Origin of the sequence: Stutzerimonas stutzeri, from assembly GCF_002909485.1 — a bacterium.
Taxonomy (GTDB): domain Bacteria; phylum Pseudomonadota; class Gammaproteobacteria; order Pseudomonadales; family Pseudomonadaceae; genus Stutzerimonas; species Stutzerimonas stutzeri_AH.
The window spans coordinates 189,155-209,923 of record NZ_PPXG01000001.1; the positions used below are offsets into that span (position 1 = coordinate 189,155).

At 53.1% G+C, this 20,769-nt stretch carries 16 protein-coding genes; 14 read left to right on the forward strand and 2 right to left on the reverse strand.

Annotation, left to right across the window (positions count from 1 at the left end; all coding sequences use genetic code 11):
• Positions 1-66: 66 nt before the first annotated feature.
• The gene (locus CXK91_RS00855) at positions 67-543 is read left to right on the forward strand and encodes a DUF2231 domain-containing protein (protein WP_103454536.1); all 477 of its coding nucleotides are present in this window, start codon (positions 67-69) and stop codon (positions 541-543) included.
• A gap of 120 nt (positions 544-663) precedes the next feature.
• Here CXK91_RS00855 and CXK91_RS00860 read toward each other — a convergent pair whose 3' ends face one another.
• Both CXK91_RS00860 and CXK91_RS00865 read right to left on the reverse strand, forming a co-directional pair.
• A complete protein-coding gene (locus CXK91_RS00860) occupies positions 664-1,077 on the reverse strand; it encodes a CopD family protein (protein ID WP_103454537.1) in 414 nt (137 codons plus the stop codon).
• Positions 1,078-1,220: 143 nt separating this feature from the next.
• Positions 1,221-2,063, reverse strand: coding sequence for an ion transporter (locus CXK91_RS00865; protein ID WP_103454538.1), 843 nt, complete (start codon positions 2,061-2,063; stop codon positions 1,221-1,223).
• 264 nt (positions 2,064-2,327) lie between these two features.
• On the opposite strand from CXK91_RS00865, the gene moaA reads away from it, so the two are divergent.
• The 13 genes from moaA (at position 2,328) to CXK91_RS00930 (ending at position 20,738) form a co-directional block, all read left to right on the forward strand.
• Entirely contained in the window at positions 2,328-3,323 is a 996-nt protein-coding gene (gene moaA, locus CXK91_RS00870) for a GTP 3',8-cyclase MoaA (protein ID WP_103454539.1), read from the forward strand.
• A gap of 223 nt (positions 3,324-3,546) precedes the next feature.
• A complete protein-coding gene (gene smc, locus CXK91_RS00875; RefSeq protein ID WP_103454540.1) occupies positions 3,547-7,035 on the forward strand; it encodes a chromosome segregation protein SMC in 3,489 nt (1,162 codons plus the stop codon).
• A gap of 182 nt (positions 7,036-7,217) precedes the next feature.
• Positions 7,218-8,039 (forward strand): cell division protein ZipA, encoded by an 822-nt coding sequence (gene zipA, locus CXK91_RS00880; protein ID WP_103454541.1) that lies wholly within the window; start codon positions 7,218-7,220, stop codon positions 8,037-8,039.
• 247 nt (positions 8,040-8,286) lie between these two features.
• Positions 8,287-10,668 (forward strand): NAD-dependent DNA ligase LigA, encoded by a 2,382-nt coding sequence (ligA, locus tag CXK91_RS00885; RefSeq protein ID WP_103454542.1) that lies wholly within the window; start codon positions 8,287-8,289, stop codon positions 10,666-10,668.
• A 427-nt stretch (positions 10,669-11,095) separates the two neighbouring features.
• Complete coding sequence (locus CXK91_RS22975) at positions 11,096-11,569, forward strand: acyltransferase (protein WP_272868023.1); 474 nt, start codon at positions 11,096-11,098, stop codon at positions 11,567-11,569.
• Positions 11,566-12,675, forward strand: a complete 1,110-nt coding sequence (locus CXK91_RS00895; RefSeq protein ID WP_103454544.1) for a DegT/DnrJ/EryC1/StrS family aminotransferase — start codon at positions 11,566-11,568, stop codon at positions 12,673-12,675. The genes CXK91_RS22975 and CXK91_RS00895 overlap by 4 nt, the downstream gene beginning before the upstream one ends.
• Positions 12,676-12,700: 25 nt before the next feature.
• Positions 12,701-13,123, forward strand: a complete 423-nt coding sequence (locus tag CXK91_RS00900) for a sugar 3,4-ketoisomerase (RefSeq protein WP_103454545.1) — start codon at positions 12,701-12,703, stop codon at positions 13,121-13,123.
• A gap of 149 nt (positions 13,124-13,272) precedes the next feature.
• Positions 13,273-14,580 (forward strand): phosphoenolpyruvate mutase, encoded by a 1,308-nt coding sequence (gene aepX, locus CXK91_RS00905; RefSeq protein ID WP_103454546.1) that lies wholly within the window; start codon positions 13,273-13,275, stop codon positions 14,578-14,580.
• Between the two features lie 11 nt (positions 14,581-14,591).
• Positions 14,592-15,710, forward strand: a complete 1,119-nt coding sequence (gene aepY / locus CXK91_RS00910) for a phosphonopyruvate decarboxylase (protein ID WP_103454547.1) — start codon at positions 14,592-14,594, stop codon at positions 15,708-15,710.
• Positions 15,707-16,840 (forward strand): phosphonoacetaldehyde reductase, encoded by a 1,134-nt coding sequence (locus CXK91_RS00915; protein WP_103454548.1) that lies wholly within the window; start codon positions 15,707-15,709, stop codon positions 16,838-16,840. The genes aepY and CXK91_RS00915 overlap by 4 nt, the downstream gene beginning before the upstream one ends.
• 87 nt (positions 16,841-16,927) lie before the next feature.
• Entirely contained in the window at positions 16,928-17,326 is a 399-nt protein-coding gene (locus CXK91_RS00920) for an adenylyltransferase/cytidyltransferase family protein (RefSeq protein ID WP_103454549.1), read from the forward strand.
• 146 nt (positions 17,327-17,472) lie between these two features.
• Entirely contained in the window at positions 17,473-18,735 is a 1,263-nt protein-coding gene (locus CXK91_RS00925) for a glycosyltransferase (protein WP_181003894.1), read from the forward strand.
• A gap of 89 nt (positions 18,736-18,824) precedes the next feature.
• Positions 18,825-20,738 (forward strand): CDP-glycerol glycerophosphotransferase family protein, encoded by a 1,914-nt coding sequence (locus tag CXK91_RS00930; RefSeq protein ID WP_103454551.1) that lies wholly within the window; start codon positions 18,825-18,827, stop codon positions 20,736-20,738.
• The last annotated feature ends 31 nt before the right edge of the window (positions 20,739-20,769 follow it).

Genomic DNA, 20,769 nt, shown 5'->3' on the forward strand with positions numbered 1-20,769 from the left:
GAAAGGGTTGCCGCCTCGTTTCGATGCGTGGGCGGCCAGTTTCAATTCAGTGCCTGGGAGGGCCGGATGGCCACAGAACGCGAGTCCATCAACAGTAACGCCGCCATTGCCGGTCATCCGTTGCATCCGATGATGATCCATTTTCCGGTCGCGGCGTTGATAGGTCTGGTGCCTGCAGACCTTGCCTACCTGTGGACGCTCGACGAATTCTGGTGGCGTGCCGGGCTCTGGCTGTCTGGTGTGGGTGCTATCGGTGGCTGGATCGCAAGCATCGCCGGTGTGATCGATCTGGTCTCGGTGCAACAGATTCGCCGCAAGATCACCGCCTGGTGCCATGCGATTCTGGCGGTGATGATGCTCTCGCTGGCTTCGCTGAACTGGCTGTTGCGCTATCAGGGCATGGATCGTGGTGATGGCGACGCCATGTGGGGTTTGTACCTTTCGCTGCTGACCGCCGTGCTGATCTCGCTTGCAGCCTTTCTCGGCGGGCGACTGGTCTACGAACATGCTGTTGGCGTGGATATCGAAGGCGGCAGTTCCTGACTGCTCACTGAGCCGACTGGAAGAGGCGGCCATCAGCCCTCGTTCTTGCACTGAACCAGGGCGGGGAAGATAGTCGAATCGAGCCATGCGAGCGGTCATGCGGGGCGGTCGTTCCTTGAGTCAGAAGGGCTTGGCAAGCACCAGCCAGAGGGTGAGAGTGATCAAGACCGGCACCAGCACACCCAGGGCCATGCACTGGTATGTGACGCCTCGGTCTGGTTCACGTTCGATGCGCAGCACCAGAACACCGCACAGCGCGTGGCAGAGCGCCATGGCCGTCACCAAAGTGAGCTTTACGATCAGCCAGCCGGCCAGCGTGCCGTCGCGCAGGAACAGCGCCGTGCCGGAGCCGATCGCCACCAGCGCAGCGGGTGTGCTGATGAGGGTGAAAACCATGCGGGTAAGGTGCGCGTGGTCGCGATAGAAGAGCTGATCGTTACGCTTGGTGCCTGCGGCGATCATCGCCGGCAGATAAAGCAGCGAGCCACACCAGCAGAGCAGGGCGGCAAAGTGCAGCAGTTTGAGCAGTGGCATGCCGGTCTCCATCCTGCCTGATGCGAATCTGAGGATGTGACAGTCCTGCTTCCGGGCAGTTCGTCATTGCGCGGATGAAGCGGCGAAGCACGGGCTATATCCGACGCCGATTGGGTACTTGGCGTTAGGGCAGGGGGAGATCGCTAGTTTTGTTCGCGGCGTTCGAACAACTGGCTGCCGCAACGGCTGCAAAAAGCGGCATTGGGTTCGTGGGTGAGCTTGTCGCAGGTTGGGCAGCTGTGTTGCAGGCTCTCCTGACGCATGGCATTGGCCAGCTCCGCAGTGAAGATGCCGGTTGGCACCGCGATGATCGAGTAACCGGTGATCATCACCACAGTCGCTAGGGCCTGGCCCAGAGGCGTATGCGGGGTGATATCGCCGAAGCCGACGGTGGTCAGTGTGACCACTGCCCAATATATGCTCATCGGAATACTGGTGAAGCCGTTGCTAGGTCCTTCAATCACGTACATCAGCGTGCCGTAGACGACGAGCAGCGTGGTGACGCTAAGCAGAAAGACGATGATTTTCTGCCGACTGCCCTGCAGTGCTACGAGCAGGAAGTTGGCTTGGCTCAGGTACGGAGTGAGCTTGAGTACGCGAAATATTCGCAGCATGCGGACGATGCGCACCACCAGCAAGTACTGCGCGTCAGGCAGCAGCAGGGCAATGAAAGCGGGCAGCACCGACAGCAAATCGATGGCGCCGTAAAAGCTGAAAATGTACTTGCGTGGCTCGGGGTGCGAGTAAATGCGCACCACGTATTCCACGGCGAATATTGCAGTGAATCCCCACTCCAGATTGGTCAGCAGCTGGCCATGCCGGTCGTTGAACGAGGCGATGCTGTCGAGCATCACCACTATCAGGCTGGTCATGATGATCACCAGCAGCCAGGTATCGAAGCGTTTGCCGGCCGGGGTATTGGTGAAAAATATGATGATGTATAGCCGCTCTCGCCAGCTCATTGCTTTTAGGGAGTCGTTGTCCATTCGCCGTGGTCTCTCGCATAAGTGGCAGATCAGCGCCCGTCACCGCTTCGTCGTGAGCCGCATAACCCTGCGGGCTCCGGCGCAGCCGGGTACTAAATGGCAAGATGCCAACCTCGCCCGCCAAAGCGAGCCATTAAAGCACTGCTATCGGTCAGCTGCATGTCGTGCTGCGGTCTAGCCCTATGGCCGTTGGTAACACCACTTTGCCTGATTCGCGCTTAGCGCATAGTCTGAACAAAAGCGCAGCAAGCAGTGGAGAGTGCAATGCCCGATTCCCAGTTGGTCGATCCATTCGGTCGGCGCATCACCTACCTGAGGCTATCGGTAACCGATCGCTGCGATTTCCGTTGCACCTATTGCATGAGCGAAGACATGGTCTTCGCTCCCCGCGCGCAGATTCTCACGCTGGAAGAACTCTATGCCGTTGCCGATGCGTTCATCAGCCTCGGCGTCAAACGTATTCGCGTGACAGGTGGCGAGCCGCTTGTGCGCAAGGGCCTTACCGGGCTGTTGGGGCGACTCGGTGCTCGCGAAGAACTGGAAGACCTGGCCATCACCACCAACGGCTCGCAGCTGCCGTTACTCGCCACTGCTTTGCATGACGCCGGCGTCAAGCGTCTTAACATCAGCCTGGATTCGCTCAAGCGTGAGCGGTTTGCCGAGCTCACGCGCCGCGACATGCTTCATCAGGTGGTTCAGGGAATCGATGCGGCAATTGATGCTGGGTTCAATCGGATCAAGCTCAACAGCGTGATCCAGAAAGGCCGTAACGATGACGAAGTGCTGGATCTGGTGAATTTCGCCGTCGAGCGAGGTCTGGACATCAGCTTTATCGAAGAAATGCCGCTGGGCAATGTCTCCAGCCACGAGCGCGAAATCACCTTCTGCTCCAGCGATGAGGTGCGCGAGCGCATCGAAGCAGGCCATCAGCTGGTGCGCAGCAGCCACACCACCGGCGGCCCTTCGCGCTATTGGCAGGTCGCGGGAACCGAAACCCAGGTCGGCTTCATTTCGCCGCATAGCAACAACTTCTGCGGCAGCTGCAATCGCGTGCGCGTGACTGCCGAGGGCAAGCTGGTGCTTTGTCTGGGGCATGAAGGCGCGCTGGATCTTAAAAGCCTGATGCGGCGTTATCCCGGTGATAGCGAGCGGTTGCGCAATGCCTTGGTGAGTGCGCTGCAACTTAAGCCGGAAAAGCACCACTTTCGTACCGACGAGCAGGTTCAGGTGGTGCGTTTCATGAGCATGACGGGCGGTTAGTTCCAAGACGCTCCTGCTCCTCGATCGACGACTTCTTCCAGCCTTGGCTTCTCTCTCCGTTTTTTTCATCGCTGCGGTTCTGTGCGCCGCCACGCTGCGAGCAGGACCGGGCGGCGTGATAAACTCCGTGGCTTCTTGCCAGTAGCCATTCCATGCCAGGATTTCCGATGTTCACGGCGACTTCGCTTGTTCGTTCCCCCGCTGACTGCCACGGATAGGCTGCATGCGACTGAAAAGCATCAAACTCGCCGGCTTCAAGTCCTTCGTCGATCCCACTACGGTCAGCTTCCCGAGCAACATGGCGGCCGTAGTTGGACCCAATGGCTGTGGCAAATCCAACATCATCGATGCGGTGCGTTGGGTGATGGGCGAAAGCTCGGCGAAGAACCTGCGCGGCGAGTCGATGACCGACGTCATCTTCAATGGCTCGAATACGCGCAAGCCGGTCACGCAGGCAAGTATCGAGCTCATTTTTGATAACTCAGACGGCACGCTGACCGGCGAGTACGCGGCATTCGCCGAGATATCCATCCGCCGTCGCGTGACCCGCGATTCGCAGAACACCTACTTTCTCAACGGTGTGAAATGCCGGCGCCGCGACATCACCGACATATTCCTCGGCACCGGCCTTGGGCCGCGCAGCTATTCGATCATCGAGCAGGGGATGATCTCAAAGCTGATCGAGGCCAAACCTGAAGATCTGCGCAACTTCATCGAGGAAGCAGCCGGCATCTCCAAGTACAAGGAGCGCCGGCGCGAAACCGAGAACCGAATCCGTCGCACCCACGAGAATCTTGCGCGCTTGACCGATCTGCGCGAAGAGCTGGAGCGACAACTCGAACGGCTACACCGTCAGGCGCAATCAGCAGAGAAGTATCAGGAGTACAAGGCCGAGGAGCGCCAGCTAAAGGCGCAGCTTTCGGCACTACGTTGGCAGGCCCTGAACGATCAGGTGGGCCAGCGCGAGCAGGTGATCGGTGATCAGGAGGTGGCCTTCGAGGCGCTGGTCGCCGAGCAGCGTAACGCCGATGCAAGCATCGAGCGCCTGCGTGACGGTCACCACGAGCTGTCTGAGCGGTTCAACCAGGTGCAGGGGCGTTTCTATTCCGTGGGCGGCGATATCGCCCGCGTCGAGCAAAGTATCCAGCACGGCCAGCAGCGCTTGCGACAGTTGCAGGACGACCTTCGCGAAGCGGAACAGGCACGCCTGGAGACCGAGTCGCACCTCGGTCACGATCGCACGTTGCTCGCCACGCTGGGTGAGGAACTGGCGATGCTCGAGCCCGGGCAGTTGGATTCAGGGATCGCCGCCGAGGAGTCCGCTGCGCAGCTGGAAGAGGCCGAAGCGGCCATGCAGGCCTGGCAGGAGCAGTGGGAACGATTCAATCAGCACAGCGCAGAGCCGCGCCGTGCTGCCGAAGTTCAGCAATCGCGTATCCAGCAGCTGGAGCAGAGCCTGGAGCGGTTGGCCGAGCGTCAGCGTCGCCTGGATGACGAGCGTACGCTGCTGGCTGGCGATCCTGAAGATGTCGCGATCCTCGAGCTCGGTGAGCAACTTGCAGTGAGTGAGCTTAAGCTCGAAACACTGGCGGCAGAGGGGGACGCTCTCAATGAACGTTTGGAGCAACTGCGCGAAGCGCTGCAGCAGGGGACTCTCACGCAACAGCAGCTGCAGGGCGAACTGCAACGGTTGAACGGTCGCATTGCGTCGCTGGAGGCATTGCAACAGGCCGCGATGGACCCAGGCAAGGGTGTCGCCGAGTGGCTGCATGAGCAGGAGTTGGAACAGCGGCCGCGTCTCTCCGAAGGGTTGCGTGTCGAATCCGGTTGGGAGCTGGCGGTAGAAACCGTGCTCGGTACGGACTTGCACGCTGTGCTGCTGGACGATTTTGCGGCGATCGAGCTCGGCAGTTTCGAACAGGGTGATCTGCGTCTGGTCAGCCCGCGCAATGGTGGCGCGCATCGCCCCGGTAGCTTGCTTGACCTGGTCGAATCAGAACTGGACCTCTCGCCCTGGTTGGGTCTCGTGCGGCCTGTCGAATCCTTGGATCAAGCGCTGGCCGCGCGCGCCGGCCTAGGTGAAGGCGAAAGCCTGATAAGCCGTGATGGGTATTGGGTTGGTCAGCATTTTTTGCGGGTCAGCCGCGCTAGCAAGGCAGAATCCGGTGTGCTTGCGCGCGGGCAGGAATTAGAGCGGCTACAGGCGGAGCGCGATGAGCGTGAAGTCGCTCTGACAACGGTCGAAGAGCGCGTTGCTGGGCTGCGCGCTGATCAGGCCCGCCTTGAGGATGAGCGAGAGCAACAGCGCCGTCGGGAGCAGGACGAAGCGCGCGGCCTCAGTGATCTCAAGGCACAATTGTCCGCTGGACAGGCCCGGCTCGAGCAGTTGGCACTGCGCCGCCGACGGCTGGATGAAGAGCTCGCCGAACAACAAGAACAGCGCGAGATTGAGACCGAGCAACTCGGCGAGGCGCGTCTGCAACTGCAGGACGCGCTGGATGCGATGGCTCAGGACACCGAGCAGCGCGAAATTTTGCTGGCTGGGCGGGACGGAATTCGCGAGCAGCTAGATCGCGTTCGTCAGGAGGCCCGCCAACAGAAAGACCACGCGCACCAGCTGGCGCTGCGCGTTAGCTCGCTCAGGGCACAGCACGAGTCCACCCGGCAGGCACTGGAACGGCTGGAGCAGCAGTTCGAGCGAGCCATCGAACGTCGTGAGCAGCTGAGTCTGAATCTGGAGGAAGGTGAGGCACCCCTGGAAGAGCTGCGGATGAAGCTCGAGGAGCTGTTGGAACGACGCATGGGCGTTGAAGACGAACTCAAGCATGCGCGACTTGCATTGGAAGACGCCGACCGTGAGCTGCGCGACGCGGAAAAGCGGCGCACCCAGGCCGAACAGCAGGCGCAGTTGCTGCGTGGTCAGCTGGAACAGCAGCGGATGGATTGGCAGGGGCTAAGCGTCAGGCGCAAGGCGCTGCAGGAGCAGCTGGACGAAGACGGATATGATCTGCACGGCGTGCTCGCCACCTTGCCAGCCGAGGCGACCGAGCCAAGCTGGGAAGCGGAACTGGAACGCCTTGGCCAGCGCATTCAGCGCCTCGGGCCGATCAACCTGGCGGCGATCGACGAGTATCAGCAGCAATCGGAACGCAAACGCTATCTCGATGCTCAGAACGACGACCTTGTCGAGGCGCTGGATACCCTGGAAAACGTCATCCGCAAAATCGACCGCGAAACCCGCAATCGTTTCAAGGAAACCTTCGACCAGATCAACAGTGGCCTGCAGGCGCTTTTTCCCAAAGTGTTTGGCGGCGGCAATGCTTATCTGGAACTTACCGGAGAAGATTTACTCGATACCGGGGTGGCGATCATGGCGCGCCCGCCTGGAAAGAAGAACAGCACTATCCACTTGCTGTCCGGCGGTGAAAAGGCGTTGACGGCGCTGGCATTGGTATTTGCCATCTTTCAGCTCAATCCTGCACCGTTCTGCATGCTCGACGAAGTTGACGCACCGCTGGATGATGCGAACGTGGGGCGTTATGCGCGGCTGGTGAAGGAGATGTCGGAGAAAGTGCAGTTCATCTACATCACCCACAACAAGATCGCCATGGAGATGGCCGATCAATTGATGGGTGTGACCATGCATGAGCCGGGCTGTTCGCGGCTAGTGACGGTTGATGTGGAACAGGCCGTCGCGCTGGTCGAATCTTGAGGATTAAGCCGCGTGTTTGAGCCTTTTTGATACAAGGAAGGCAATAAAAAGAGAACTACCGCACGGTGCAAAGTTACCGTTCGTCGTGCTAGCTTAGAGCACAATTTTTACGATGCGCATGAAACGGTCCTAAGTGATCGTTTGATGCGTCTTTATCATCGAAGTCAGAGGTTAATGCATTAATGGATATCGGTCTGCGCGAGTGGCTGATCGTCATCGGCATCATTGTCATCGGCGGCATTCTGTTTGACGGTTGGCGTCGCATGCGCGGTGGCAAGGGCAAGCTGAAATTCAAGCTGGACCGTAGCCTCTCCACCCTTCCTGATGCTGAAGATTCTGCCGAGGTTCTCGGCCCGGCTCGTGTCGTGAATCGTGACCACGAGCCCTCTTTGGACGAGGGTGACATGCCGCCCATGAGCGCCCGTGAGTCCGGCAAGCGTCGCCGTCAGGACGAACCGTTTCAGGGTGATCTTCAGCTGAGCAGCGACGAGCCCGTGCCAACGCTGCTCGATCCGGTGGTGGGTGACGATGAGGGCGAAAAGGATCAGCCGCAGAAAGAGCTGGCGCCTGTAGAGGAAGTGCTGGTCATCAACGTCATCTGCCGCGATCCCCACGGTTTCCGTGGTCCTGCGCTGCTGCAGAACATTCTCGAAAGCGGTCTTCGCTTTGGCGAGATGGATATTTTCCATCGCCACGAGAGCATGGCTGGCAATGGAGAGGTGCTGTTTTCCATGGCCAATGCGGTCAAGCCTGGCACCTTTGATCTGGACGATATCGATCACTTCACCACGCCGGCCGTGAGCTTTTTCCTCGGTCTACCGGGCCCGCGTCATCCCAAACAGGCTTTCGATGTCATGGTTGCCGCGGCGCGCAAGCTGTCCCAGGAACTCAACGGTGAGCTGAAGGACGATCAGCGCAGCGTGCTGACTGCCCAGACCATCGAGCACTACCGGCAGCGCATAGTCGAGTTCGAGCGCCGTCAGATGACCGTCAAACAGCGCTGAGCAATACCGTAGGGTGGGCTTCAGCCCACCGATGCCTCCTCGGAACAGTGCCGCGATGCTGATGCTTTCTCGAAATGCGTCACAAGGTGGGCTTCAGTCACCCCGCAGCGGCACCTCCCCCAAGCTCCTCCGAATACCCGCAACCCTTCAGTCACGCTCTTAATCGGCTAAAATCCGGCGCTTTCATATCAACCAAAGGGCACTGATCTGGTCTGAATCAGTACAGCCCCAGCCATGGCTCTGTCCTATGCCTTCCGCCCAAACCGCTGCCGAGCGCATCGCCGAACTGCGCAGCGAAATCGATGCCCATAACTACCGCTATTACGTCCTTGACGAGCCCAGCGTTCCGGACGCTGAGTACGATCGTCTGTTCAATGAGCTGAAGGCCCTGGAGGCCGAGCACCCGGAGCTGGTAACTCCTGAGTCACCAACCCAGCGCGTCGGCGGTGCAGCGCTTGCGGCGTTCGGCCAGGTCCGTCATGAAGTGCCAATGCTGAGCCTGGGCAACGCCTTTGAAGAACAGGATCTGCTGGATTTCGACCGCCGTGTGCGCGAGGGCCTGGACTTGCCCGCTGGGGACCTATTTGGTGAAGGCCCCGTGATCGAGTACAGCTGCGAGCCGAAGCTCGATGGTCTTGCGGTCAGCCTGCTTTACGAGAACGGCCATCTGGTGCGCGGCGCCACCCGAGGTGACGGCAGCACCGGCGAGGACATCAGCGCCAACGTGCGCACCGTGCGCAACATCCCGTTGAAGCTTCAAGGCAGCGGCTGGCCCGCGGTGCTTGAGGTGCGTGGGGAAATCTACATGCCCAAGGCCGGCTTTGAGGCACTTAATGCACGGCAACTGGAGGGCGGTGGCAAACCCTTCGCCAACCCCCGTAATGCGGCGGCAGGCAGCCTGCGTCAGCTGGATTCTAAAATCACCGCCAGCCGCCCGCTGGAGCTTTGTGCATATGGCGTAGGCCGTAGTGATGGTGATCTTCCGGACACCCACATCGGCATTCTCAACGCGCTGAAAGGCTGGGGGCTGCCCATCAGTCGCGAGCTGAAACTAGCCAATGGTGTCGCCGAGTGCCGAGCCTACTACGACGCCATCGGCGAAAAGCGCGATGCGCTGCCCTACGAAATTGACGGCGTGGTGTTCAAAGTCAATTCCGTGGCTCAGCAACGTGAACTGGGCTTTCGCGCCCGCGAGCCACGCTGGGCTATTGCTCACAAGTTTCCCGCACGCGAGGAAATCACCGAGCTGCTCGGCGTCGAGTTTCAGGTTGGCCGCACTGGCGCTATCACGCCGGTTGCGCGGCTCAAGCCGGTGCAAGTGGCGGGCGTTACCGTCTCCAATGCGACATTGCACAACATGGATGAAGTGGCGCGCCTGGGTGTGATGATCGGCGATACCGTGATTGTCCGGCGCGCAGGTGACGTGATTCCACAGATTCTTGGTGTCATTGCTGAGCGCCGACCGGATGATGCGCAGGCTGTGCATGTGCCGCAACAATGTCCAGTGTGCGGCTCTGCGGTGGAACGCACCCAGCTGATCAAACGCAGCAAGGGTCGTGAGTCGGTCAGCGAAGGCTCGATCTACCGCTGCGTTGGCCGTCTGGCCTGCCAGGCTCAGCTCAAGCAGGCGATCATCCACTTCGTTTCGCGCCGCGCTATGGATATCGATGGATTGGGCGACAAGATTGTCGAGCAGCTGGTTGATAAGAGTCTGGTCAATTCCCCGGCGGATTTGTACTGCCTCACTGATGCCCAGGTCATCGAGCTTGAGGGCTTCGCTGAAACGTCAACGCGCAATCTGCTCAGCGCCATTGATGCCAGCCGCAAACCCACCCTGGCGCGCTTTATGTTTGCGCTGGGGATTCCAGATGTAGGGGAGGAGACAGCCAAGCTGCTGGCGCGAGCGCTCGGCTCGCTGGAGCGAATCGCGAAAGCGCTACCGGATGTACTGGTCTACCTGCCCGATGTGGGACTCGAGGTTGCGCACGAGATCCACAGCTTCTTCGAGGACGAACACAATCGCACTGTGATTGCGTTGCTGCGCGAACGCGGCGTCGAGCCGCAGGAGGAGGGCGACGTCCACCCCGAATTCGCCGCCTGCGCAACGCTCGCCGATATGCTCGATCGGCTCAATATTCCCTACATCGCCCGCACCGGTGCCCAGCGGCTTGCAGAGCGTTTTGGTAGCCTGGATGCGATCATCGCCGCCGACTGGCTTGACCTGCGCCAGGTCGAACGCCTCACCGAAAAAGCTGCCCGCTCACTGCGCGACTACTTCAATAACCCCGAAAACGCCAACCGCGCCCGCATGATCGAAGCGCAACTACGTGAATTCGGTATGCACTGGCAGAGCGAGCGCAAGGAAGCCGCAGGCCTCCCGCTCGCCGGCCAGACCTGGGTCCTGACCGGTACGCTGGAAAGCATGAGCCGCGACGAGGCCAAGGAGAAATTGGAAGCGCTAGGGGCGAAAGTTTCCGGCTCCGTATCGGCCAAGACCAGTGTCGTTGTAGCGGGCCCGGGTGCTGGATCCAAGCTCGCCAAAGCCACTCAGCTAGGTTTAAGCGTGTTTGATGAACAGGCATTTTTAGAGCGGCTTGCGCGGCTTGAACAGGCAAAGGTCGTAGTCTGATCCGGCATTAAGGATAAGCGGTGCTCGTTACAAGCAGCCGCAACAATTTATCCGATTCCCGCCCCGGTAGCTGATTAAGAGCTAATCTGACTTAAGTGCATAAATCACCTTCTGTCGTGAGGAGCGGGCACGTCTCGAGCAGATTTTGTGCGTTCTGGCCAGGTTTTTGCTGCTGCGTTAGCAGTGGCAATTTTTTGTCGATTAGCCAGCAAGAATGCTAGATCACACTGCCATCGCTGAGGATCCGGTATGTGCGTAGTTATGGTCCCAGCGGATGAAGCGTGGAACGAACGTGTAAGGCTCTGCGCCCGAGGGGTGTGGGCCATACTGCATCTCAAAAAACGAAGATGAGTAACTTCGAGAGATGCTCTCTACATCACGGTGGGGGTAGTGTGTAAAACATGGAAACGGCGCATAACATATGAGGATGATTCATCCATTGGCGGACGTTCAGTCGAGTTCTATAGGAGAGAATACGCGCATCTGGCAATTCGTCGTGATCTTGCCGGGGGCTCGTATAGGTGCTGACTGCAATGTGTGCTCACACTGTTTTATCGAAAATGATGTTCTTGTCGGTGATCGAGTAACCATAAAAAGCTGTGTGCAATTGTGGGACGGATTGCGAGTGGCTGATGACGTATTTATAGGCCCTAATGTTTCCTTCACCAACGATCTATATCCGCGATCGCGTGATTACCCGGATTCTTTTGCCGCCACCGTGATAGAACCTGGCGCGTCAATTGGTGCAGGTGCGGTAATTCTACCTGGATTAGTTATCGGTCATGGGGCTCTGGTAGGAGCAGGCGCGGTAGTTACTCACGACGTACCGCCTAGGACACTGGTGGTGGGCAATCCGGCACGAGTAGTCCGCACGTTGGCTGACGCAGAGGAGTGGTCATGATTCCGTTCTTAGACCTTCGGATGCTTAACAGCCGCTTCGAGAACGAGTTCGCTGCCGCGCTGCAAAGCGTTTTAGCTAGCGGATGGTATATCCACGGCGAGGAATGCCGTGCATTCGAGGCCGAATTTGCCGGCTATTGTGGTGTTGCCCATGCAGTTGGGGTCGGCAATGGGTTGGACGCCCTAGTGCTGATTCTTCGTGCCTTGCTAGAGGCAGGCCGGTTGCAGCCAGGCGATGAAGTCCTCGTGCCGGGCAATACCTTCATCGCAAGCGTCTTAGCGGTCAGTGCATGTGGCTTGAAAGTACGATTGGTCGAGCCGGAATTGTCGAGTTTCAACGTCGACCCGCGAGCCGTTGAAGCGGCAATCGGCACGCGCACTCGGGTAATTCTTGCAGTACATCTCTATGGGCGCTTGGCTGACATGGAGGCCCTCGCCGAAATTGCCAAGCGTCACGACTTGTTGTTACTGGAAGATGCTGCGCAGGCGCACGGCGCGCGGCTCGGTCCACGTCGCGCGGGTGCTTGGAGCCTAGCAGCGGGCTTCAGTATGTTTCCGGGTAAGCCGCTGGGTGCACTCGGCGATGGGGGCATGGTGACGACCAATGATACGGAGCTGGCGACTATCATTCGCTCGTTACAGAGCTATGGTTCCCCGGTCAAATATCAGCACGATCGCAAGGGGTGCAACTCTCGGCTGGACGAGTTGCAAGCCGCTTTTCTGCGCATAAAACTCAGACATCTAGACGCAGATAATCAGGCGCGCCACGAGATCGCTGTGCGCTATTCCCAGAACCTGGATCGGCGAATCTTGTATCTACCCGAGCTGCGAAGTGGCGATGAAGTTCATGCATGGCATCTTTACGTTGTCCGCAGCGAGTACAGAAACGCCCTACAGCAACATCTGCTTAAGGCCGGAGTGCAGACGCTAATTCACTATCCCACGCCGATTCACCGGCAGGCAGCATACAGTGAGATGAGAGAGTTATCCTTGCCGGTCACAGAGATGCTCAGCACACAGGTTCTTAGCCTGCCAATCTACCCAGGGTTGTCAGTGCCGCAAATTGACCAGGTAATCAATGCCTGCAATAGTTTCATGGCAAGTTAACAAAATTAGATATAGGAGCATTGGCGTGTCACTACAGCATTGCAGGATCGTCGACCTGCCGAAGATAGAAGACCCGCGAGGCAATCTGACCTTTGTTGAGGGCGGACAACATATACCTTTCGACATCAAACGGGTCTACTACCTCTATGATGTGCCAGGCGGATCGTATCGCGGTGGCCATGCACATAAAGAACTTCATCAGTTGCTGATCGCCATGTCAGGCAGTTTCGACATTACACTTGATGATGGGCGTACAAAGTTCAAGTATCACCTGAACCGATCCTACTATGGGCTTTATATACCACCTATGATCTGGCGGGAAATGGATAACTTCTCTAGCGGCTCGGTCTGCATGGTGCTAGCGTCGTCTCATTATACAGAAGAGGATTACTATCGTAATTATGAGGAGTTCTCTCAGGCAGTTGGTAATGGTTCGGTGCATGGCTAATGCGAGGCGTAGGTTATGCGTTAAGGCTGATATGAGTGAAATATGTGCTTGTCATTTTGCAGTTTTTTTATACGTAGCGAAGCTTCTATTGGTTCCTCAAGTAAATTGGTAGGTCGTTTACATTCAGTGTATTAGATATCGAGATAATAATGACTGCAGGTAAAGTGGTTTACGTTGGCATGAGCGCCGATCTTGTTCATCCTGGCCATCTTAATATTCTTAAGAAAGCTGCCGAGTATGGTGAAGTAGTGGTCGGGCTCCTAACGGATGCGGCCATAGCCAGTTACAAGCGAATTCCGTATATGGAATTCGAACAGCGACGCTTAGTCATAGAGAACATTAAAAGCGTGTCGCGTGTGGTTCCGCAAACCACTCTGGATTATGTGCCAAACCTGCGCGCACTTAAGCCCGATTATGTAGTTCATGGTGATGACTGGCGTGAAGGCGTTCAGCGCGAAACCCGCCAACGAGTTATTGATGCTTTGACCGAATGGGGCGGCGAGCTGATTGAGATTCCTTATACTGCGGGTATTTCTTCTACACAGTTGAATAAAGCGCTTCGAGAAATTGGTACAACCCCCGATCTGCGCTTAAAGTCCTTACGTCGAATGTTGCAAGTCAAACCATTGTTACGTTTTCTTGATATTCATAACGCTTTGAGCGGACTGATAATCGAGAACACAAAAGTCTCTACGCCTGAAGGTTTGCGCGAGTTCGACGGTATGTGGGGGAGTTCATTAACTGACTCTACTGCTAAGGGCAAGCCTGACATTGAAGCGGTCGACGTGTCAGCTCGAATGAATACCCTAAATGAAGTGCTGGAAGTTACGACCAAACCAATAATTTACGACGCAGATACTGGTGGGCAGTCGGAGCACTTTGAATTTACTGTGCGTACGCTTGAGCGCCTTGGGGTTTCTGCTGCGATAATCGAAGATAAGACAGGGCTGAAGAAAAACTCGCTCTTTGGCAATGAGGTTGCTCAAGCACAAGATACCATTGAAAATTTTTCCGCAAAAATAAGAATTGGTAAAAAAGCCCAGGCCACTGATGATTTCATGATCATTGCTAGGATCGAAAGTCTGATTCTTGACCGAGGCATGGATGATGCAGTCGCAAGAGCAATGGCGTACTTGAATGCTGGTGCTGACGGCATAATGATACATAGCCGCAAGGAAGATCCGGCCGAGATATTCGAGTTCTGTGATCATTACCGAAAATTTGAAAATCGGAAGCCATTGGTAGTTGTGCCCTCAAGCTATAACCGGGTGTTCGAGACGGAGCTGCAGGAAAGAGGGGTTAATATTGTGATCTACGCAAATCAGCTTTTGCGTAGTGCCTATCCAGCTATGTTGGAAACTGCAAAATCCATTTTGCTTCACCAGCGCTCTAAAGAATGTGACGAAAAAATGTTGCCGATCAAAGAGATTTTGGAACTGATACCGGGGACAAAATAAGGGCGCACACCATGATCAATTCGCGAGCCTTTTATACAAAACTAAAAGAATTCGATGTAGGCCTTTTCGCGGGAGTGCCTGACTCTTTGCTTAAGGACCTTTGTGCCTATATTGAGGATCATGCTGGGGTTGGAGAGCATGTAATTACCGCTAACGAAGGCAATGCAGTAGCTATAGCCGCTGGGTATCATCTGACTACCGGCAGTCTGGCTGCAGTTTATATGCAGAATTCTGGATTGGGGAATGCAATTAATCCGTTAACTTCGATTGCTGACTCTAAGGTCTATAAAATTCCAATGGTATTGATTGTTGGGTGGCGCGGCGAGCCAGGCGTGAAGGACGAACCGCAGCATGTTAAGCAGGGCGAAATTACTCAGCAGCAATTGAATATTCTTGGCATTCCGAATTGGATATTGGACAAAGATTCTGACTTAGATGTAACGCTAGAAGCTGCGATGCAAGAGCTTAAGAGGACCGGCGCCCCTATAGCAATCCTCGTACGCAACGGTACTTTTACTAGATACGAAAGTCAGCGCAAGCCAGATTCTATTTCACAAATGAGGCGCGAAGACGCTTTACGTTGTCTCCTAAGTCTAATTGGTGACGCCCTAGTAATAAGTACTACGGGAAAGACCTCGCGCGAGTTATTTGAGCTCCGTGCCGAGCACGGCGGAATTCAGCGTGATTTTCTATCAGTTGGGGCTATGGGGCACACGGCATCGATTGCATTAGGAGCTGCACTGGGTAATCCACATAAGCAGATAGTCTGTATTGATGGTGATGGATCAGTGCTTATGCACATGGGGGCACTTCCTATCATTGGTGATCTGGCGCCAAAGAACTTAGTCCATGTGCTATTGAATAATGCCGCCCATGAGTCCGTCGGAGGACAGCCGACGGTGGGGGGGAAGATCGATTTCAAAAGTATAGCACTTGCAAGTGGCTATAAGGATTATAAGGTCGCTAGTGACGCTGTAGGTATAACTGCAGCTTGGCGGGCTATTCAAAAGCAGCCTGGCCCGGTGTTTTTGGAAATAAAGATCGCCATAGGTTCGCGTGATGATCTGGGGCGCCCTACCAGCACGCCGCAAGAAAATAAACGGGCCTTTATGCAGGTCGCTGGGTTGTGAGTAATTGGTCTTTCCATAATCCCGTTAAGCTTAATGCTGGGCAGGGTAGCTTAAAGCAATTACCGCAATGGTTGTGTTCCGGGACTTGGCTGTTAGTCACAACTAACGGATTTACCTGTCGCGGCATGACTTGCCAAGTTCAGAAACTTTTGCCGAGCATAAATCTAGTTATATATGATCAGGTCACTCCAAATCCGGAGCTTGATGATTTAGAAAAGCTAACAAGTTATTATCGTGGTCAGGGTGTTCAAGGAATTTTAGCTATTGGAGGCGGAAGTGTGCTGGATGCAGCCAAGGTGCTTTCTGTGTCAATTCCTAGTCATCTGCCTCGACCTCTGATTCAAATTTTACGTGAGAAGCAGCCGCAGCTTTGGAGTAAAAAGATACCCTTAATAGCCGTACCTACAACTTCGGGAACAGGTGCAGAGGTTACCCCTTTTGCTACTGTCTGGGATAGAACTCAACACAAAAAATATTCCGTAACTGGAGATATGATTTTTCCAGACAGAGCAATATTGGATCCGGAGCTAACTCTTAGCTTGCCGGAAATAGAGACATTATACACTGGGCTCGATGCAGTCTCGCATGCCATCGAATCTATATGGAATATTAATAGCAATCCCATAAGTCGGGGTTTAGCGCTGCAGGCGTTAGAGTTAACTGTTAATTCTCTGCCGCAGGTGTTGGAAGATCCCTTTGATCTAAAAGCTCGTGGCGCTATGCAAGTGGCCAGTCTATTAGCGGGGCTGGCAATCAGCCAAACGCGTACAGCAATTGCGCATTCTATGTCCTATCCATTAACTAGCCATTATGGTGTTCCACATGGATTGGCATGTAGCTTTACATTGCCTGCTCTTATCGATCATTACTTAGACAGTAATGTTAACTGTCCCGAAAAAAAGTTATTGCGCTGCGTTCAAGGTATGTTAAAAAGCTTTCAGCTAGATGCCCATATTAATAAGTATGTCAGTAGAGAGAATATCTGTTCACTCAGCGGTGAGATGTATCATCCTGACAGAGTCGGGAATTATGCTGGCTTAATCTCGGCTGAAGTGTTCAAAAAAATAATTCTATCTGCCACAGAAAGTCGTCTGGCGCTCGTAAAAAATGCTGGCGAAGACCTAGGGTGAGGTCAGTCATTATTGCCAAGGCCCTTAATAAGGTTCCCTATAAAGCAAATTTATGAATTTTGTGACAGGCAAACGAAGAGGGCGAAGGTGAAAACAGTGATCACTTATGGAACGTTCGATATGTTTCATGTTGGCCATTTACGTTTGCTTGAGCGTATGCGTGAACTGGGTGAGCAGGTAATCGTGGCTGTATCGACTGACGAGTTCAACGCTTTAAAAGGTAAGCGGGCTTTGGTACCTTATGAAGAACGCCGGGAAATCATAAGCGCGATAAAGTTTGTTGATCTGGTAATACCAGAATGCTCTTGGGAGCAAAAGGAAAGAGATATAGCAGAGCATGCTGTCGATGTATTTGTGATGGGCTGTGATTGGGCAGGAAAATTTGATTATCTCTCAAATATCTGCCGGGTCGTTTATCTTGATAGAACCCAGGGCATTTCTTCTTCAGCCATTAAGCAGGCGTTAATTCTTCAGGCGGCCAAGTAAAAATTATATCGACTCTCTAAGTTGGCTAGATTGACTATTCCGTAACAAATTGGCGCAGACGCTTTATTTATTCGGGGTTAATAATCGTGAAGATATTTTTTTAGATGCCATTGCGGGGGCATAAAATGCATTGTGGGACTGCTGATATGGCTAACCTTCCGAAGGTTACGCTTGCTCTAATATGTTACAACCAAGAAAAATATATAGAGCAGGCAGTTAATTCTTGTTTGTATCAAGATTATCCTAACTTGAATATTGTCGTGTCCGACGATGCTTCCAGTGATAACACAGTTAGTGTTGTTAGGGGTTTGCTGGATATCTATGCGGGAAGTTGTGATGTGGTTGTGAATCAGAATCCGGTCAACTTGGGTATTGGCCGCCATTTTGCCTTCCTAATGGAAAATCTCGTCGGCGGCGAACTCGTGGTGATGTGTGCTGGCGATGATGTATCAAAGCCGAATAGAGTTTCTAGAATCGTGCAAGAGTGGTTGGAGGCCGGTAAACCATCTTTGGTGGCGCATGGTCTAGAAGAGATAGATGAGAGCGGAGCTATCGTTAGTGGATTGGCAACCTTTCAATATAATAATCAAGATTATTCTATTCATGCTAATAACATGTATAGCATGATTGAGTACCAAAAGTATCATTTTGCAATACATTTTTTAGGTGCTGCTGTTGCGTACCGGATAGATACTTACAAAAGTTTCGGTACCCCGGTGACCTATCCTGACTGTGAAGATCATCTCATGTACTTTCGCGCATTACTCGCTGACGGAGTGCATTATTTTCCTGAGATACTTGTGGGGTATCGAAAGCATGAGAATGGCTGGACTTCACAGATGATAAAACCTCTTCACCCAATGAATAGGACGTCACCTTTTTTGTCTTTTTTTCTGGATAAAAATGGAAACTTAGCAGAAGAGTATTTTAACTGTTTTGTCACACACCAGATAGTGACGCAGCAATGGCATGATTATTTGCTTGCTGTACGGGCTGAGAAAGTTAAGGTTGACTTCGAGCTTGTCGCTTTGATGCGAAAGAACATGTTGCGTAGGCATAGGTTTTTGGTGGGAAATAAGGAGCTCTGCGATGATCAAATGGATTATGCCCCTCCCTTAAAGGCTGTGATTTTTGGAACAGCATTAGGTGCCAAGAATACCTTTTATGGACTTGGGGATGGGTTTAAAATTTTGTATGCATGTAATACTGACCCAGATCTAAGTGAAAAAATCTGTTTTGGTTTGAAGGTGATTGATTTAAAGCAGCTTGAGTTAATCATCAATGAGGTTGACTGTGTCCTTGTGGCTAGCGGGTACTTCTTTAAAATAAAGAAATTACTGATGGAGCAGGCAAATGTCGACGACAGAAAAATAATCAGAGTCCCTGCTTCTGTGATAGTGGGTGATTAGTAGTGCTGGTGCTTCGCTTTGCAACAGCATGGCCATCCTAAGTGAGAAGTGTGCGATGTCATTCTGCATAACCTGTAGAGATAAGTGTTATGATTTTTCCTCTTCCCGAAATTGATTTTACTAGGCCTTTGTATATTTACGGGGCAGGGATGATGGGAGTGTCTTATAAAAGACAGGTTGAGCATTTAGACGTGAAAAACGTGCTACAGGGCTTTGTTGAAGATCAACCGACTATGGAAAGCTATCTAGGCGTTCCAGTCGTTAAAAGATCTGACCTCACTGCTCTCCAATTAAAAAGCTCTCAATTTTTAATTGCTTCAAATAGACTTGGTAGAGTATTTGAAAATAATTTGTTAGAGCAAGGGTGCGATGCGAAAAACATAATATTGCCGTTAAGCCTCGCCTGGAATGGCCGGTCAGTAATGGAGCAAATAGACAGCGATAGAAGCGTTTGTATTTATCCCGTTGTTTCAAGCTCGGAAGACTTAAAGGTTATCTGCAATAGAGTCAAGAAGAAACAAGCGCTATTTTCCGGCAGGGGGATAAGCCTTCGTGTGACGGTGGTTGTCACCGAGACCATACACTTCAATGAATTGCCGTGCTCTGGGATTGAGTTGGTAATAGCTAATAGCCGGGAAAGTTATCCCAGCGAAATACTTGAAGAAAATGATGTTATTTTGGTGTTGAACGGCAATGATCTAACTGCTTTGGATGCGGCTTATCATAGTAAAGTTTATTTCTATGGCATAAGCGTTTTAGATTCTTTTTCGAGAAGAATGAAAGGCTGTCTCGTGGTTGGTCAGCGACAGAAGCATAAGTGTTTTTTAAAGAAAATTGAGGGCAAAGATCGTATAAGGGTTGTATTTCTAGCCATTCATCACAGTGTATGGAAGGTAGATTCTGTATTTAACAGGATGCTGGCCAATCCGTTGTTTGATCCGGTGATTCTTGTCTGTCCCTTTATATCTTATGGGGACGAGCGCATGTGGGATGATATGCGGCAGTGTTGCGTTTTTTTTGAAGAAAAGGGTTACCCGTTTACCTCTGCTTATAATGGATCTGAAAGTCGTTGGATGCGTTTGGAGGAGTTGGAGCCAGATATTGTTTTTTTTACCAATCCACATAATTTGACTCGCAGAGAATACTATCAAGACGCTTATTTAAATTATCTGAGTTGTTATGTCCCGTATCACCACGAGGTTTGCCGTTATGGGGGAGATGCAGCACAATATAATCAGGATTTTCATAATGCGCTTTGGAGAATATTCGCGCCGCACGAATATTCAATGAAAACGTATGTGGATGTGGCGGTGGCAAAAGGACAGAATGTTGTTGTTTCAGGCTATCCTGCGATGGAGGCTCTGATAGAAAAGAAAGCAAAAGGTCGATATCTGGATGTTTGGAAATCCAAAGACGATCGCCGCCGGATCATCTGGGCTCCGCATCATACAATCGTTGATGCGTTTTTGCCGTACTCAAATTTTCTGAGGTATGCGCAAGCGTTCAGGGATTTCTCAGAGTCGATGAAGGAAAAAGTTGTTTGGAGTTTCAAGCCTCATCCTTTGCTAAAGGCAAAGTTATACAGGCATGCTTGTTGGGGGCGAGAGAAAACGGATGCATATTATGATTTTTGGAAAAATGAATCGCACACGCAGCTAGATGAAGGTGAATATACCGATTTGTTTCTTTCGTCCGATGCGATGATTCACGATTCAGGTTCATTTCTGGCTGAATTCTTATATGTTGAAAAACCAGTTTTGTACTTGCTGGCTGAAAGTAATCAGGGCGAATATTATTCTGAATTTGGCACCGCTGCGTTAAAAGGGTGCGAAATTGGCTATTGTTTTGAAGATGTCGTGGTATTTGTGGAGCGCTTGATTATTTCAGATAAGGAAATATTGCAGGCTCACAAAGATTTTCTAAGCAAAGAAATTAATCCTTACTTTGCTGGGGAAATGCCGTCGGAAAGAATAGTCAGTGAAATATCTAAGGGTATACGCTAGGTCTTCATGGTATGCATTCATGTGGATAAGC